Source organism: Geomonas edaphica (genome assembly GCF_004917075.1).
GTDB classification, from domain to species: Bacteria; Desulfobacterota; Desulfuromonadia; order Geobacterales; family Geobacteraceae; genus Geomonas; species Geomonas edaphica.
In genome coordinates this window covers 1227075-1242494 of record NZ_SSYB01000001.1, presented here as the reverse complement: position 1 = coordinate 1242494, position 15420 = coordinate 1227075, and the positions used below count along the sequence as shown (strand labels likewise).

Below are 15420 nucleotides of genomic sequence, written 5' to 3'. Positions count from 1 at the left end.
TTCCAGACGGGCATGATCTTCCGCTTTCGACGTCTATAGTTCCGAAGGGGAGAGGGGAGCCGCTGTGCGCCCATCACGGTCCGCTTTCCGGTTTCTGCTTGACAAAATATAGCTGGCTATATATTTCTATAGCCCGCTATGTATTTGCAGCCGTCCAGATCGGAAGGCAACCAGAACGAACCAAAAGGGAGGATGCGTGCAAGACTTTGATGTTGTCATTATCGGCGGAGGGCCCGGCGGCATAAACGCGGGGATCATGTTGAGCAAGGCCGGGAAAAGTGTCGCGATGATTCAGGAGGAACCGGAATCTTTCGGCGGCACCTGTCTGAACCGCGGCTGCATGCCGACCAAGTCGCTGCTGAAGGCCGCTACCGCTTACCGATATGCCAAAGATGCTGCGAAGTATGGACTGGACCTGCTGGTGGGGCCGGTTGACCTGGTAAAAATTCGCGCCGTCACCGATGGGGATCTCGCCATGTTGCGCGGCGCGGTGCAGGGGATGCTTGACCAGGCCGGGATAAGCCGCTTTCGCGGCAAGGGATCTTTCGAATCGGACCGCGTGATCGCCATCAATCGCAATGACGGCACCAGGGAAATGCTTCGCGGTGAGACGATCATCATCGCCACCGGCTCCAGGCCCAAGGAACTCTGCATCGCGCCCTTCGACGGCAAGCACATCCTTTCCAGCGACCAGATGTTGGTCAACACGGAACTGCCGGAGAAGCTCCTTATCGTCGGAGGTGGCGCAATCGGGTGCGAGTTCGCCACTCTTTACAACACCTTCGGCAGTGACGTCATTATCGCCGAGGCGATGGAATCGCTGCTGCCAAGGGAGGATGCCGAGGCAGGCAAGGCTCTGCAGGCTGCGTTTGAAACTCAAGGGATCAAGGTGAAGACCGGCACGGCCATAGAGCGGATCACCGTCAAGGAAGGCAAGGTCAGCGTGGCATTTAAAAATGGCGAGGTCATCGACGACATCGACAAGGTGCTGGTCGGCATCGGGCGCTGCGCCAATATCGAGGGGCTTAACCTTGAAGCTGCCGGAGTGCGGACGGAAGGGGGCGCCATAAAGGTCAACAAGCTGATGGAAACCGGGGCCCCGGGTATCTACGCCGTAGGTGATGTGGCCGGCGGACTGACCTTGGCCCATGCCGCGGAAAAGCAAGCGCAACTGTTGGTTCAGAACCTGCTGAAGGGGGGACATGGCACCCTGAACCAGCTGGCAGTGCCCCGGGTGGCCTTCACTCATCCCGAGGTGGCCGCCGTTGGGGCATCGTGCGAAGGGGCCGGGGTGAAGGCCTACACCTTCCCGCAGGTACCCAATGGCCGCTCGGTGGTCGACAAGGTCGCCCCTGCCTTCGTGAAGCTTTTCGTCAAAGAGGAGACCGCGGAGCTTGCCGGAGCGGTCATCGTAGGCGAGGCGGCGACGGAAATGATCCACGAATTGGCACTGGCGGTAGAAAACGGCCTGACGCTGCAGCAGGTGGGTGCCACGGTCCACGTTCATCCGACTCACTCGAAGAACATCCTGCAGGCTATTCACGGCTGCGCGTGAGACGTTTAAACATATGTCATTCAGAAGCGCTCCCGGTATGGCCGGGGGCGCTTTTGTAGTTGGGGGGGCGGTGCGCAGCTTACTCCGGTTTCGCGGGCAAGAACTCCGAAGCGGTGACATGCCGGCAGGTGTCAGAAAAATCGCCTATGAAAACGTTTGGGGACATGTTAGAAGAGGCGCAGGCCCTCTCTCGCGCCGTATCTGGAACGTTTCTTTTTCGGTCCGACTTGATCAACTGGGCGGCTGCTCTCAAAGCGCTTTTTTATGACGATTGAGCGACCGGGTGAAGGAGAATGACGAAGTGGATAAGAATCTCTGTTACAAGATCAACCGCCTGGCAAGGATGCTCATGGCGAAAGTCAACGAACAGACGAAGCCGCATGGCGTTACGCAGGGACAACTCCCGGTGCTTTGTTGTCTGGACGACGAAGGGGGGCAGACGCAGGCCGAGTTGTGCAAAAACATCCAGGTCGAGCAGCCCACCATGGCCAATACGCTTAGCCGCATGGAGCGCGACGGGCTCATCTACCGCGTCGCATGCGATCAGGACCGGCGGCAGTCAAAGATCTTTCTGAGCGAGAAGACCCTTCCGACCGTGGAATTGCTGCAAAGAAAAAGTGACGAGGTGGTGGATCTGATGACCCGCGATATGTCAGAGGTGGAAGTCGCGGAATTCAAACGTCTGGTCGATATCGCGATGCGCTCGCTGGAACGTTAGCGGCTCGGTCCTGGATTTCCCTTGAAACGCGGCGTACTGAAGTGCGGCCGCGTTTCATTTTTTTCAATCGGTGTTTCGCTCGTTTAGGTTTCTTGTGATGGCAATCGCCTACATTTCTGTTGAATCTTCCCTTACTTGCTGATATCAGAATATCTGTATGTCTTCTCGCGCCGCGTAGCTCCCCGCCTCCAAACCAAGCGATAACTTCGCTTACCAAAATACCAGTAGGAAAAGGAAGGCAGCCCGGATGCACCTCGATTTTCCCGTAGCGGTAACAAGTGCCTGCCGCACTCCAGGCGGACGTTTCAAAGCTCTCTCCCTTCAAGTCGTGATGGCGGCGCTTTTCCTCACGCCCCATGCCCATGCCGAAGAACCGCTCTCCCTGGATGAGGCGGTAGCCACCGCACTGAAAAACCACCCGCAAATCCTCGAGGCGAAGGCGAACCTTGCCGGTGCCGAGGCACGATCCGGCCAGGCCTTTGCCGGCTACTACCCCCAGGTGAGGATTTCCTCGGACTGGAGCACTGGAAGGTCCTATTTTCCGGTGAAGCAAAGCACCCTGGAGTCGGACGTCACCACCGCCACGCTCTCCGCCAGCCAGACCATCTACGATTTCGGCAGGACGGCCGGGGCGGTAGAGGCCGGCAGGTGGAATCGCTCCGCCGCATCCGATGCGCTTGCCGTGACGCGGCAGGACGTCTCGTTCCGGGTCAGAAACGGTTTTTACCTGCTGCTCGCCGCGGGAAAGCAGGTCGACGCGGTGAACGAAACGGTTCTCGCGCGCGAGGCGGTCTTCAGGCAGGCACAGGAATTTTTCAAAGAGGGGCTAAAGGCCAAGGTGGATGTGGCACGGGCCGAGGCCAACCTCTACGCCGCGAAGACCTCCCTGATTCGGGCGCAGAATAACCGCGACCTGGCTAAGGTCGAGCTCGCCAACGCCCTTGGCATTGCTTCCTTGGGAGAACGTAAACTCGCCGCTCCGCAGGTTGCAACGGCTGAGACGCCGGAACTGACGGCGGCACAAAGGGATGCTCTCGCCAACCGTCCCGAGTTGAAGCGCTTGGGCGCACTGGAAAACTCCGCCCAGGCATCTCTCAAAACGGCGAAAAGCGGTTTTCTTCCCGTTCTCTCCGCGACGGCAAGTTTCGGGTACGCGGATCGGGACCTTCCCCCCTCCAGCAACGTGTGGGGCGTTGGCGTAAACCTGACCGTTCCTCTCTTTTCCGGATTCGCTACTGTGGAGCAGGTCAAGGAGGCTGTAGCGCTAAGAAGCGCCGTCGCGGCACAGCAGGAGGGCGAACGGCTGCAGGTCGCCAAGGAGGTGGAAGCGGCTTGGCTCGGGGTCAAGGAGGCCGGTGCCCGCATGGTATCGACGGGAAAAGAGGTTGCCGCGGCCGATGAGAGCAAGGCATTGGCTGAAGGGAGATATCAGGAAGGCGTCGGGAACATCATCGAGGTGACCGATGCGCAATCGCAGGCACTCGAGGCGAGGACGGCGCAGATCCAGGCCCTTTACGATTATCAGATCGCCCTTGCGCGTCTGGACCGGGCGGTAGGTAAAGACTGAGAAGAATTTCGAGAAGGAGTGGTATATGGCGCTGATGAAAACACTGGCCGCGAGGAAAAAGTACCTCCTCTGGGTCGGCTTCCTGGTCGGAGCGGTGGTACTGCTGAAACTGACGCTGCTCGCCCCTCGTAAGGTGCATGCCGTGAAACTTGAAAGGCGTGATCTGACGGAAGAGGTCTACGGCAACGGCACGGTCGAGGCCAAGGTCGTCATCCCCGTTTCCAGCAAGATTACCGGCCGGATCGTCGAGGTTTTCGTCGATCAGGGTGACCATGTCCGGCGCGGACAACTGCTGGCAAGGCTTGAGGACGGCGACTTCGTGCAGCAGCAAAACCAGTCCGAGGCGGGCGTTAAAAGGTCGGCCGCCAACCTGGACGTGGAGCAGGCCACGCTCAAGAAGGCGAAGGCAAACCTGGTACTCGCGGAAAAGAACGCCCAGCGCTACAAGGCGCTGGCCGAAAAGAACCTGGTTTCCAGGCTCGAGGCCGAACAGTACGAGAACGCCTTCCTCGTTGCCAGGGAGGAGGTTGCCCGCAGCACCGCTGCACTCGAATCGGCGCGGATGGAGCAGTCGGTAAACCGGGCGGGTCTCGGATTTGCCAGGAGCAAGGTGGGCGACACCATGATCTACGCTCCGCAAGACGGCCTCATCATAGCCCGGGACCTCGAGAAAGGAGCCACGGTGACCCCGGGGATGGCCATCTTCACCATAGCCGATCCCGGGACCGTTTGGGTGAAGGCGAACGTGGACGAAGCGCTGCTGAAGGGTATCGCAGTTGGCAACAGCGCGCTCATCACGCTTCGCTCCAGCGCCGGGCATCCCTGTGAAGGGAAGGTGGCGCGCCTTGGGCGGGAAAGCGACCGCGTGACCGAAGAGCTCGAGGTCGACGTGGCATTCTGCGAAGCGCGGCGAAATTTCCGGCTCGGCGAGCAATCCGAGGTCTACATCGTCACGGGAAACAAGAAGGGCGCGGCATCGCTCCCCTCCGCGGCCCTGGTCTCCAGGGAACAGAAGCGGGGCGTCTGGGTGATAGCCAACGGCAGGCTCGTCTTCAAACCGGTCAAGGTGGGCATCGAGGACCGCAAAGGATTCTCCGAGATCGTGTCGGGGCTCGACGGGAACGAACTGGTCGCCCTGGCGCCTCAACCGGAGATGGCGCAGTTCGCTGACGGCCGGAAGGTGACGCCGCAATGAACCTGGCGATCCGTGACATACGGTTTCACCGGGGGCGTTTCATACTGACCTCGATCGGACTAGGCCTGCTGCTCGGGGTCGTGATGAGCATGGGAGGGATTTACCGCGGCCTCTTCGCCGACGCCCTCGCCGTGCTCCACTCCACCAAGGCCGACCTCTGGGTGGTGCAAAAGGATACGAACGGACCGTTCGCCGAGAGTTCCCGCATCCCCGAGGACATCAAGTACCGCATCAAGTCGGTTCCAGGTGTGGCGGAGGCCTCGCCGCTCTCCTTTCAGACCATCCAGATTGAACGGCAGGGAAAACCTTTCCGCTTTTTCCTCATCGGCTACGATCTGCGCGGCATCGGCGGCCCCCCCGCGATCCTTGCCGGGCGCAACATCCGTCAGAAGCATTACGAGATGGTCGTCGCCAAGGCGATGAAGATGGCGCTTGGCGAGAAGATCCGCCTCGGTCTCCATGAATACACCGTGGTGGGCATCACCGGCAAGGTCGTCTCCTCAAGCGGCGACCCGGCGGCGTACGTGAGCCTCGCCGATGCCCAGGAGATCCAGTTCAAAAAGGACAACGACGCCATAAGGAACAACAGGGAACGTGTTGCGGCCGATCTGGACAGGATGCAGAACCTGACCCAGGCCCAGGCGCAATTACTCCAGAGGAACGTAAGCGATCTCACCGAATCCACCCATACCGTGAACACCGTGGTCGCCCGGCTCGCTCCAGGGGCCAGCCTGTACGAGGTGCAGCAGCGGATAGAGCGCTGGAATCACTACCGCGCCATCTCCGATGAGGGGCAGACCAAGATCCTCACTAAGGGGATGATCGAAAAGGCCCGGATGCAGCTGGGGCTTTTCCGCATCATCCTGCTGGTGATCTCGGCGGTCATCATCTCGCTCATCATCTACACCTCGACCCTCGACAAGATCAGGGTCATCGCAACCTTGAAACTGATCGGATCGCAGAACCGGGTCATCATCGGGATGATCCTGCAGCAGTCGCTTCTCATGGGCGTGATCGCCTACGCGGTCGGCTACGCACTGATCTCCCTTACTTACGAAAAATTCCCGCGACGCATCGTCCTTGAGGCGTTCGACCTGCAGGTGTTGTTTGCCATCGTCGTGGTTATCTGCACGGTTTCCAGTTTCGTCGGCATCCGCAAGGCGCTCAAGGTCGAGCCTGCGGAAGCGCTTGGTGGGTGAGCATGTACGCAATCGAAGTGGACAACGTAACGAAGATCTACGGCAAGGGCGATACTGCCGTTACCGCGATATCCCATGCCTCGTTCCAGGTCCGTCCCGGGGAGCTTGTGGCGATTCTCGGGCCTTCAGGTTCGGGAAAGACCACCCTGCTGACCGCCATCGGCCTCATTAACGAACCGACGCACGGCAGGATCATCGTCGACGGCGTGACCGTCGCCGACGACGGCTGGGTGCCTGGGCTCGACTTGAAGCGCATTCGCAGAGAAAAGCTCGGGTTCATCTTCCAGGCGCACAACCTGATCCCATTCTTGACCGCGCTGGAAAACGTCATGGTAGCGCTCGAGATAAACAAGTTCCCGAGCGGCGAAGCGAAGGGTAGGGCGGAGCAGCTTTTGAAATCCCTGAACCTGGGACATCGTCTCGGCAGCTACCCGATGGCGCTCTCAGGCGGCGAGGCCCAGCGCGTTGCCATCGCAAGAGCCTTGGCGAACAAGCCGAGGGTCATTCTCGCGGACGAACCTACCGCCGCACTCGATACCGAGAACGGGAAGAACGTCATGGCGCTACTCAAGTCCCTGGCGGTGGAGAATCATTCCGCGATTCTTGTGGTGACGCATGATCATCGCATGGTGGAGGGGTTCGACCGGATCTTCGAAGTGCGCGACGGCTTCATCATCAGGGAGACGCGCGGGGCGGGGTAGCTTGATAGGACTACAGCGCGGGACTCAGGTGCCCGCACGGCAACCCGAAATATTTCAGAAGCTCGCATGCGAACTTGTACGTCACCGGCTCCTGCTTGACGCTCTCGTTTACCACGAAGGTTCTCTTCTTCTTGTCCTGGAATCCATCGATGTGGTGCTCCGCGAGCAGCCCCTTGCTGATGGGGTCTGCCACCAGGCACTTCGACAGATACGCGACGCCATCCCCCTTCAATACCGCCTCGATGATGACGTGCAGATCGTCGTAGACGATGATCTTCCTGAACTCGCCGGCGCTTCTGTTTATGTTTTTCAGGTTCATGTCGAGGAACCTCCTCGAGCAGCACCCTTCCTTCCTGGTAAAGAGCGGCTGCGAGAACAGGGCTTCAATAGTGACCGGCGCACCGCTGCCGAATAGCTCCGGGCGGCTTATGAAAACCATCTCGTCATCAGGCAGGGCATACGTGGTGAAGCCGGACAGGTCGAGACATTCGCAGTGCTCTATGACGGCATGATTGTGCAGGTTGTCCTTTAGGCCCCTCACCAGATTATCCGGCGTGTCGATGTGGAACTCCAGGTTGTCCAGATCGGCGGTTACCAGCATGAACCCCCGCAGCACATCCGGCAGGTGCGCTATCCCGAAGGCGGGGGTGCAGCAAAAAGTGAACTTCGAGCTTTTCTGGATGTTGTTCAATCCCGCCAGCAACTCTTTCTCTATTTCTATCAACTGCCGCGCTTTTTCAAGAACGACGGTCCCCGCCTGGGTAGGGACCACGATCGGTCCTGACCTGTCCAGCAATTCATACCCGTACTGTTCCTCTACGAACTTGATCCTGCGCGAGACGGCTGAAGGGGTGACGTTAAGGTTTTCCGCCGCTCTGGTCAGGTTGCCGGTGTTGGCGACCTCAACAAACGTCTTCAGGTAAACAGATTCCACGTCCACTCCCTTCCTTTGCCAGTATTAACAAATCCCAAAATACATATACACGAAACGTTGCGTGATACGCAACCTCCTTTGCCAAACATTCGATTCCATTTGAAGTCAAAGCACATTACAAGTCCGATAGCTTAATCTCATTGTGTTGCCCTAAGAGCAAGCGGAGTGAGAGGGGAGCTAAATCAGGCGGAAAGGAGATGACTTCATGGCAAAGGTGTTGATGCGGAGAAAAGCGCTCTGGTTGGCGATGCTCGCAGCTCTCAGCGCGGGCGTGTATCTTTCCCTGTGGGGATGCGGCACGAGCGGCTACAGCAACCCTCAGCAGGATGCCGCAGCGAAGTACTACAAGCAGGATTCCGTTTCAGGCATCTCGCTTGTGGAACCTGCAACGGTGAAGACCTGGGTGGAAAAGGGAAAAACCGATGCGGGACAGCGGGTTGTCGTGCTGGACTGCGTGCCCAACGGTTCGGGTGTTTTCACTTACTCCGATACGGAAAGCTGGTTTGCCGGAGACAAGGCGAAGATCCTGCAGAATCTCAGTGACCAGTACGGCGGCACGACGAGTGCCCAGTACAAGTCATTCAGCGCCATGGCCGACAGTATGTTCGGGCACATACCGGGGGCAATACCGAGCGTGTCGCACGAGGGTTATGAGGTTGCCGTCAGAAACGACGGCCCGATTGAAGCAGACCACGAGGTAGGAACCGGCCCGCTGATTGAGCAGATGCTGCGCAAGTACGGCATCACCAAGAACGACGTCATTGTCATCTCGACTTCCCGTTATGACTATCCCGGCTTTTGTCCGTCACGTCTTTGGTGGACCCTTTATTACTGGGGCTTCGCCAAGGAGAACATCAGGGTACTAAATGGAGGCAACAAAGCCTACGCCATGGCCGGCGGAGCCTTGCAAAAGGGGGTGACCCTGCCGCTCGTGACCGCGTCGACTTTCAGCCTCACCGAACTGCCGCAGCGTCATCTCGATGCAAGGATAAGCCTGGGTGAGCTCATCGCGCTGGTAGACAGCGGACGCACGAGTCTTCCCGATACCGACGCCGACAAGGTGGTGGTGCTCGATACCCGTCAGCCACCTGTTGCCTACTATTTTGCCGATCAGAACAGCAACGGCGTGCCGGACATCTTCGAACTCGCCGGTTACAGCTATTCCAGCAGCACCAAACTCTTTACCCGTGGGGCCGATTCCGCCGTACTGACCCTCAGCGAGGTGCTGTTCAAGGAGACGACACCGGCGCGCGTCGCCTTCAGCGGCACCACGAACCCTCCGATCACGCTGCCTAACCCCTACATGGGGATCACCACGCCTACCGGGCCCAGTCTGAACGGCGGCACTCCGCTCGCGATCCCGCTCGGCGCGAAAGGGGCAGCCTTCGAAGGGATAGTGAAGGGTGCCAAGGTCACCAAAACCGGTGCCTGGAACATAACCGTCCCTGCGATTACCCGCGCCGACGGGGGCTACAAGACCAAGGCGGAACTCCTCCCCATTTTTGCTGCGGCCGGCATCGACGGTAGCAAACCTATCGTCGTTTACTGCAACTCCGGGGCGCTCGCTTCCATCTACTGGTACGTGTTCCACGAGATTTGCGAATTCCAAAACGTAAGGATGTACGACGGTTCCTGGCAGGAGTGGGCGATGCTTGCCGCCTACGAGCCGGTCGACAATACCTACGTGATGACCGACGACTACACCGCATTCCCGAGCTATCCAGCAGCAAGCCCTTCGGTGGTGTTCTTTGCCGCACCCAACCAGTACCTCGAGTGGAACGGCACGAAGTTTGTGGACAAGTACACCGGTGCCGACGCCTCGGCGCACGTGAAGGCCGGTGGCACCCTCGGCGGCATCCCCAAATGGGACACCATCACCAGGTCCGAACATGTCATCTTCAGGTCCACAAAGACCATCAACGATAACAGTAACGGCAGCATCCCCTTCAAGCTGCGCACCTACAGCGGCGCCGTAGACTGGCCGACCGTCACCACCTACCCGAACTACCAGGGTGCTGGCAACCTGATCTACGAGCAGGACAAGGCGTACAACGGCTCGAGTGCGGCCACAGGTAGCGGCGCCGCCCCGACCCCTTTCACTCCTAAGGGAGGCGGGTGCTAGGAGTTGACGGGAGACATACCAATAAAAGGAGCTGACCTATGAAGAAACGTTTTTTCAGCGCGTCGCTGCTGGGCGTCATGCTGCTTTCAGGCACTGCCTTCGCGGGACCTAAGATGACCTTCGGCCCCAATGACGAGGGTGCCCTCCAACTCGATTACAAAGGGCAGTTGCAGATGACGGTCCGAGACTCCGGTTCCGGCGAAAACAACGATGACACGACCATGAACTTCAACTTCCGCCGCAACCGTCTTGCCCTCATGGGGAAGTACGGCGACATGATGAGCCTTTACGTGCAGACGGAATACACCGAGGACCCCAACGTAACAACCCTCGGCATCTCAAGCACGGACCAGGGCTCGGAGTTCCAGTTACTCGATGCGGTAATGCGATTCAAGTTCGACAACGCCTTCCGGGTCAACGTGGGCAAGTTCAAGTACAACCTGTCCCGTGAAAACCTCGAGGCGTGCGAAATGCCTCTGACGCTGGACCGGTCGCTGTTCATCCGTACCGCCTACACCAGCACCCGCGACACCGGCGTCGCCGTTTGGGGGAATCTTTTCAACGACCTCTTCCAGTACCGCCTTGATGCCATGGAAGGGCGCAAGGCCGTTTCCGGTGAAACCGCGCCGGCTTCGAACTTCCGCTACTCCGCCCGCGCCCACGTAACCCTCCTCGATCCGGAGAACGACTACGGGTACAAGGGTACCTATCTCGGTCAGAAAAAGGTCGCGACCATTGGCGCCGCCTACCAGTTCGAGCCTGAGGTGGCCTACGGCGACACGGTGGCCCGGACGGACAAGAAGGACTATTCGGCGTGGACCGTGGATGGCTTCGTTGAATATCCCTTGGAAGGCGTAGGCACTTTTACCGCTTCGGCTGCCTATGAGGATGTCGATCTCGACGACGCCTACCAAGGGGGCAATCCCGATTCCGGCGCCATCGGTCTCAACGGCCAGAAAAACGGGTGGTACGTGAAGGGGGGGTACTTGTTGCCGCACCTGCCGCTGCAATTTTTCGGGCGCTATGAAAAGTGGCGTTTCGCCAGCCTGAACGGCATCTACGACCAAAAAATCGACTGGTACGGCGCCGGCGCCAATTACTACCTTCGCGGCCAGAACTTGAAGCTGACGATGGAGGTCAGTCGGACGAATTTCGACCAGGAGGGTACGGTAAACGGCAATAGAAGCGAGGACTTCACCAGCGTGGTGACCCAGTTGCAGTTGATTTTCTAGCTGCGTAACTTTCCAATGGAGGAGACTGCTATGTTTAGAAAACTGATATGCGTTACGGCCGCGGCATTGTCAGTGGCAAGTTTCGCCTTTGCCGCTGGATCGATGACCGGCACGGTCCGCCGGATTGAAGGGGACAAGGTTACCGTCAAGGTCGCAGGGGCGGTTCCCGCCTGGGCGAAAAAGGGGACAGCCGTTTCAATATCCGGCGCATCACCCAGTATCGTTGCTGTACAAGGCGACGAGGTCACCCTGAAGATGACGAAGGCCAAGGCCGAGAAGCTTAAGGTCGATGCGCCGCTCACCCTCACCGAGTCGGCAGGTGACGAGTTGCAGGGATGCTGATACCGGTAAAGTAGTCACATCATGATCCCGGAGGCGGAGAACCGCCTCCGGGAAGATTCGTTTTCTATTTCAATAAGCCGAAGGTCGGCTTCAGCGCGTACACCTTGCCACCTCTCCCCTCAAAACGCTGGTCCTCAAGATGGGGTTCCGCGTCTCCGAAACACAAGAGCCCGCCCGATTTAAGCATCCCGGCCATCCGCGCCACCAGGGCTTGCTGGGTCCTGGGATCGAAGTGATCGAAAACCTCCCGGCAGAAGACGGCGTCGTACTTACCCTTCAGGACCCACTCCGAGGACACGAGGTTGAAGGGGAGGAAGGAGATCATGCGCCTGATTTCCGGAGCTATCTGGTAAACCTCTTCACGACAGGCAAGACGGGTGAAGTATTTCTGCCTGAAGTGCTGCGGGACGTTGCGGAGGCGCTCCGCCGGGTAGTTACCTGCTTCCGCAAAGGCCAGGGCGGAAAGATCTATGTCTGTGGCGAGGATCTTTACCGAACGGACGTCGCCGTTTAACGCGTCGTGCGCAGTCATGGCCATCGAGTACGCTTCTTCGCCGGTCCCGGCGGCACAGCTCCAGAGCAGGGCTCCCGGGATGTGCAGCCCTTTGAGGTGCTCCCTCAACGCTGCGAACTGATGCTGCGCCCTGAAGAACGAGCCGGACTGCGCGGCAAGCGCCCTGGTGAACTCGCCCAACTCGTTCCCGTCGCCGATCAGTACCCGGTCCAGATATTGCGAGAAATCACGGGAGTAAGTTGCGTCGACGCGCTGCGACATGCGGTTATACACCAGGTCTCTCGTGTGGTGACCAAGCATGACACCCGTGCTGGAGCGGAACATGGCGCGGACACGGTGAAAATCGTTGCTGGTGAATTCGTATTGGGTAGTCATGGCCTTTCCTCCTTGGTTGGACGACCAGTTGCTGTCGCTTAGCTTCATGGATGGTCAAGCGGTGTTTGTCGAAATGTTTACAAGATGCGCTCCCATGTTTACGGTGGCCGCAAAAAAAAATGCCGCAGCGGTGGACTGGAGCGGCAACTCTTTGTAATGACAGCTTTCGTACAGTAAAAAAGTAGGGTGGGAGAGGTGGGGTGACGGCAGGACGGTCTTTTAATGGTGTAGGAGAAACTGTGGCATGCTACAGCTTGCTTGCAACACTTTTGTGGCATGCCACACCCAGCTACAATGACTCACGGTCCGGAAGCAGGGGGGGACATTGGCCAGTCATGGGGGAAGCCGGGCGGTCGCGTAGTACCTGCCAAGCGGCGGGCACAAGTTCTTTCAGGGTCCCGGTGCGGCATAGCAAACCGGCGCATCAACGGGCGCCAACAGCGCTTCTGTATTCTGCTGCAATGGCCTACGGTCCGATCACGGACGTAACGCTTGCATTCGGCTCCGGGGTCTGATATAGCTCCGAATCCCGAAATCCTGCAGATGCATGCGGCAAAGGGGCTGCCCGCGTTGGGCAACCCCTTTTTACTGCCCGCTCCATGGAAGTGAAGCATGTCGAAAAACGGCAAGTTGAAGAAAGCGAAGAACGTGGAAAAACGCAAGCTCCAGATGGAAGAAGCGCTGGAGTGTATCCCTCTTAAAGAGGCCGCCCAGAGCGAACCGGTCCATGTCATCCCCGTTACCACCGTAGCGCCCGTAGCGCCAGCGGGGAGGCAGCCAAAACAGTGCGTTTTCGAACCCTGCCGGCGTTACGTCGACGCCTCCTGCACCGTCTGCCCCTACTGCGGAACACCTCTCCCCGGCTAACGCTCCGTTATTTCCTTTCTCCCACGCGTCCTACACTCGGGGGCCGGCACCCCCCTCAGGCGAGCATGGCCAGCGCGCCGAGTTCACTGTCCGGCTCCGGTTCCTGATCCTTCAGGTTTTCCCTGATAGCGGCAAAGGCGTCGATGTGGCTGATGAAGTGATCTAGCAGTACGGGGTCGAAAAAGGTCCCCTTTCCCTCGCTCATGATCTCCAGCGTTTTCTCTCTAGAGAACGGCGGCTTGTAGGGGCGTTCGGAGGAAAGGGCGTCGTAGACGTCGACTATGGATACGATGCGGGCGAAGATGTGGATCGCCTCCCCTGCCATGCCGTTCGGGTACCCGGTGCCGTCCCATTTCTCGTGGTGCTGCAGGGCGATGGTGTGTCCTGTCTCCAGGGAGGGGTAGTTTTTCGCGTTGCTAAGGATCCTCCCCCCGATCACCGTATGCAGGCGCATGATGTCCATCTCCTCACGGGTTAGTTTCCCAGGTTTTAGCAGGATGCGGTCCGGGATCCCCACCTTGCCGACGTCGTGCAGCGGTGAGGCGTAACGCAGAAGTTCGCAATCCTCAGGGCTCAGCCCGGCTAATTGTCCCAGCAGCTCCGACATCTCGCTTATGCGCCTTGTATGCAGCCCCGTTTCCATGTCGCGGAATTCGGCGGCCCGCCCAAGCCGCAGAGTGATCTCGTATTCCGCTGCCTGCGCTACGGCGAGTGCCTCCCGGAGGGCGGCCGTCTTACGCAGTACTTCCGCCTCGAGGTGCCCGCTCAGATCCTTGGAGAGGTCGTGGAGCTTTTTGCTCTTCAGCTGGTTCATCGCGCGCAGGCGCAGTTCTTCGCGGCGGTAGGGCTTGGCGACGAAGTCGTCCGCGCCGAGGGCCAGGGTCCCGGTCACGTCTGCCTTGCTCGTCGTGACGATGATGACCGGGATCTCGCGCCAGGACAGGTGCTTCTTAAGGATCTTCAGCGTCTCGAAGCCGTCCATTTCTGGCATGTGCAGGTCGAGCAGCACCAGATCGAAGTCGGGACTTTTCTCGATCTCCTGCAGGGCAAGCCTGCCGTTTTCTGCGGTGACGATTTCGCCCAGGTCCTCAAGCACGGCAACGAGCAATTCCCTGTTCATCTCCTCGTCGTCGGCTACCAGTATTTTTACCTTATCGTACAAATGGCTGCTCCAGTTGTGGGTTCTATGCACGTTGACCGGGGGAGGAGGCAAAACTGTAGTTGGTGGTTTTATCGACGCCATCTGCGGGTTTCTTTAACGGTTAATGAAATCTGCATGCTCGAGCGCGGTAACGTGGTGTCCACGAAACAGGAACCGGTGATGGCTCAACAAAAAAGGGGGCGCCGTTAGGCGTCCCCTTTTCTTCGTCACGACTTAGACAGGAAACCTAGATCCTGCCTTTACGGTTTCTTTCCACGTCCAGATCATCCTCTATGTTCTTTTCGGCCTTGCCGATATTTTTCTGCACTTTACCGGCTACTTTTTCCCCCTTGCCTTCGGCTTCCAGAGAAACGTTCCGGAAGGCGCTGCCGATACTTTCTTTTACTTTGCCCTTTGCTTCGTGCAGGGCACCCTTTGTTGTATCTTTTGTACTGGATCTCATGATCCACCTCCGGGCTTACGCCGTTCATGGTGCTTGTTTGCGTCCCTTTACTCTTTTGCTACAAGAAAATTTTATCACGGAAGAACCATGAAGATACAGACCAATATGCGGATGTTACTGCGCCGATTTTAGCTGAAGCTTACGGCTCTTTTTCAAAAACAGGCGGGACGGTGAAGATACTCCTCCAGGGGCGGGGCTGGACCTTGCGGAGGTCCATCTTGTAGTCGGAAGGGGTGGGGTCACCTGAGCAGTCGTACGTCTCGCTGTCGCTGTTGGGCGTGCAGCAGACCCAGAGGCAGGCCCCCACTGCGTTTCGGTACCCTAACAGCAGTTGGTTTCGGCTGCAGCGCAGCCCGAGTGGCGGGGCGATGCCGGGGCCGCACTGGTTGAGCCCGGTCAGTGCATCTCCGTTTGCGGTGAATGCCGAGAGTATGATGATGGTCATAAGCGCGCTCCGTGCGATGCGGTGCATGCGATACCTCCCTTGGCAGCTGT

General features: G+C 58.7%; 15 protein-coding genes. 10 read left to right on the top strand and 5 right to left on the bottom strand.

Annotated features, from left to right (window positions below; genetic code table 11):
• Nucleotides 1-196 precede the first annotated feature (196 nt).
• From E8K79_RS05415 to E8K79_RS05390, 6 genes are all read left to right on the top strand, one after another.
• Nucleotides 197-1555 (top strand): dihydrolipoyl dehydrogenase family protein, encoded by a 1359-nt coding sequence (locus E8K79_RS05415; RefSeq protein ID WP_136513805.1) that lies wholly within the window; start codon nt 197-199, stop codon nt 1553-1555.
• Nucleotides 1556-1856: 301 nt separating this feature from the next.
• Complete coding sequence (locus E8K79_RS05410; protein ID WP_136513804.1) at nt 1857-2273, top strand: MarR family winged helix-turn-helix transcriptional regulator; 417 nt, start codon at nt 1857-1859, stop codon at nt 2271-2273.
• A 247-nt stretch (nt 2274-2520) separates the two neighbouring features.
• A complete protein-coding gene (locus tag E8K79_RS05405; protein ID WP_342782489.1) occupies nt 2521-3840 on the top strand; it encodes a TolC family protein in 1320 nt (439 codons plus the stop codon).
• Between the two features lie 25 nt (nt 3841-3865).
• Nucleotides 3866-5035, top strand: coding sequence for an efflux RND transporter periplasmic adaptor subunit (locus E8K79_RS05400; protein WP_136513803.1), 1170 nt, complete (start codon nt 3866-3868; stop codon nt 5033-5035).
• Entirely contained in the window at nt 5032-6234 is a 1203-nt protein-coding gene (locus E8K79_RS05395) for an ABC transporter permease (protein ID WP_135871252.1), read from the top strand. The genes E8K79_RS05400 and E8K79_RS05395 overlap by 4 nt, the downstream gene beginning before the upstream one ends.
• A 2-nt stretch (nt 6235-6236) precedes the next feature.
• The gene (locus E8K79_RS05390) at nt 6237-6935 is read left to right on the top strand and encodes an ABC transporter ATP-binding protein (protein WP_136513802.1); all 699 of its coding nucleotides are present in this window, start codon (nt 6237-6239) and stop codon (nt 6933-6935) included.
• A gap of 10 nt (nt 6936-6945) precedes the next feature.
• On the opposite strand, the gene E8K79_RS05385 is transcribed toward E8K79_RS05390, so the two are convergent.
• Nucleotides 6946-7869, bottom strand: coding sequence for a LysR family transcriptional regulator (locus E8K79_RS05385; protein ID WP_162604599.1), 924 nt, complete (start codon nt 7867-7869; stop codon nt 6946-6948).
• 205 nt (nt 7870-8074) lie between these two features.
• On the opposite strand from E8K79_RS05385, the gene E8K79_RS05380 reads away from it, so the two are divergent.
• Genes E8K79_RS05380 through extJ form a run of 3 tightly spaced genes read left to right on the top strand, consistent with a single transcriptional unit; the run spans nt 8075 to nt 11565 of the window.
• Nucleotides 8075-9991, top strand: a complete 1917-nt coding sequence (locus tag E8K79_RS05380) for a sulfurtransferase (protein WP_136513800.1) — start codon at nt 8075-8077, stop codon at nt 9989-9991.
• A gap of 38 nt (nt 9992-10029) precedes the next feature.
• Entirely contained in the window at nt 10030-11223 is a 1194-nt protein-coding gene (gene extI / locus E8K79_RS05375; RefSeq protein WP_136513799.1) for a selenite/tellurite reduction operon porin ExtI, read from the top strand.
• A gap of 30 nt (nt 11224-11253) precedes the next feature.
• Nucleotides 11254-11565, top strand: coding sequence for a selenite/tellurite reduction operon protein ExtJ (extJ, locus tag E8K79_RS05370; RefSeq protein ID WP_136513798.1), 312 nt, complete (start codon nt 11254-11256; stop codon nt 11563-11565).
• A 64-nt stretch (nt 11566-11629) separates the two neighbouring features.
• On the opposite strand, the gene E8K79_RS05365 is transcribed toward extJ, so the two are convergent.
• Nucleotides 11630-12454, bottom strand: coding sequence for a CheR family methyltransferase (locus tag E8K79_RS05365; RefSeq protein WP_162604598.1), 825 nt, complete (start codon nt 12452-12454; stop codon nt 11630-11632).
• Between the two features lie 612 nt (nt 12455-13066).
• Between E8K79_RS05365 and E8K79_RS05360 the strand changes: the two genes are divergently transcribed.
• Entirely contained in the window at nt 13067-13321 is a 255-nt protein-coding gene (locus E8K79_RS05360) for a hypothetical protein (protein WP_136513796.1), read from the top strand.
• 55 nt (nt 13322-13376) lie between these two features.
• Here the strand turns inward: E8K79_RS05360 and E8K79_RS05355 are convergent, their stop codons facing one another.
• From E8K79_RS05355 to E8K79_RS05345, 3 genes are all read right to left on the bottom strand, one after another.
• A complete protein-coding gene (locus E8K79_RS05355) occupies nt 13377-14483 on the bottom strand; it encodes an HD-GYP domain-containing protein (protein ID WP_136513795.1) in 1107 nt (368 codons plus the stop codon).
• Nucleotides 14484-14709: 226 nt separating this feature from the next.
• Entirely contained in the window at nt 14710-14925 is a 216-nt protein-coding gene (locus E8K79_RS05350; protein WP_136513794.1) for a CsbD family protein, read from the bottom strand.
• 139 nt (nt 14926-15064) lie between these two features.
• On the bottom strand, nt 15065-15397 hold the full coding sequence (locus E8K79_RS05345; RefSeq protein ID WP_136513793.1) for a hypothetical protein: 333 nt from the start codon (nt 15395-15397) through the stop codon (nt 15065-15067).
• Between the last annotated feature and the right edge of the window lie 23 nt (nt 15398-15420).

Excerpts from the sequence above, each read along its gene's own strand:
- E8K79_RS05360 (WP_136513796.1), top strand. The coding sequence starts at position 13,067 with ATGTCGAAAAACGGCAAGTTGAAGAAAGCGAAGAACGTGGAAAAACGC.
- E8K79_RS05405 (WP_342782489.1), top strand. The coding sequence starts at position 2,521 with ATGCACCTCGATTTTCCCGTAGCGGTAACAAGTGCCTGCCGCACTCCA.
- E8K79_RS05395 (WP_135871252.1), top strand. The coding sequence starts at position 5,032 with ATGAACCTGGCGATCCGTGACATACGGTTTCACCGGGGGCGTTTCATA.
- E8K79_RS05345 (WP_136513793.1), bottom strand. The coding sequence starts at position 15,397 with ATGCACCGCATCGCACGGAGCGCGCTTATGACCATCATCATACTCTCG.
- extI (WP_136513799.1), top strand. The coding sequence starts at position 10,030 with ATGAAGAAACGTTTTTTCAGCGCGTCGCTGCTGGGCGTCATGCTGCTT.
- extJ (WP_136513798.1), top strand. The coding sequence starts at position 11,254 with ATGTTTAGAAAACTGATATGCGTTACGGCCGCGGCATTGTCAGTGGCA.
- E8K79_RS05400 (WP_136513803.1), top strand. The coding sequence starts at position 3,866 with ATGGCGCTGATGAAAACACTGGCCGCGAGGAAAAAGTACCTCCTCTGG.
- E8K79_RS05350 (WP_136513794.1), bottom strand. The coding sequence starts at position 14,925 with ATGAGATCCAGTACAAAAGATACAACAAAGGGTGCCCTGCACGAAGCA.
- E8K79_RS05390 (WP_136513802.1), top strand. The coding sequence starts at position 6,237 with ATGTACGCAATCGAAGTGGACAACGTAACGAAGATCTACGGCAAGGGC.
- E8K79_RS05365 (WP_162604598.1), bottom strand. The coding sequence starts at position 12,454 with ATGACTACCCAATACGAATTCACCAGCAACGATTTTCACCGTGTCCGC.
- E8K79_RS05380 (WP_136513800.1), top strand. The coding sequence starts at position 8,075 with ATGGCAAAGGTGTTGATGCGGAGAAAAGCGCTCTGGTTGGCGATGCTC.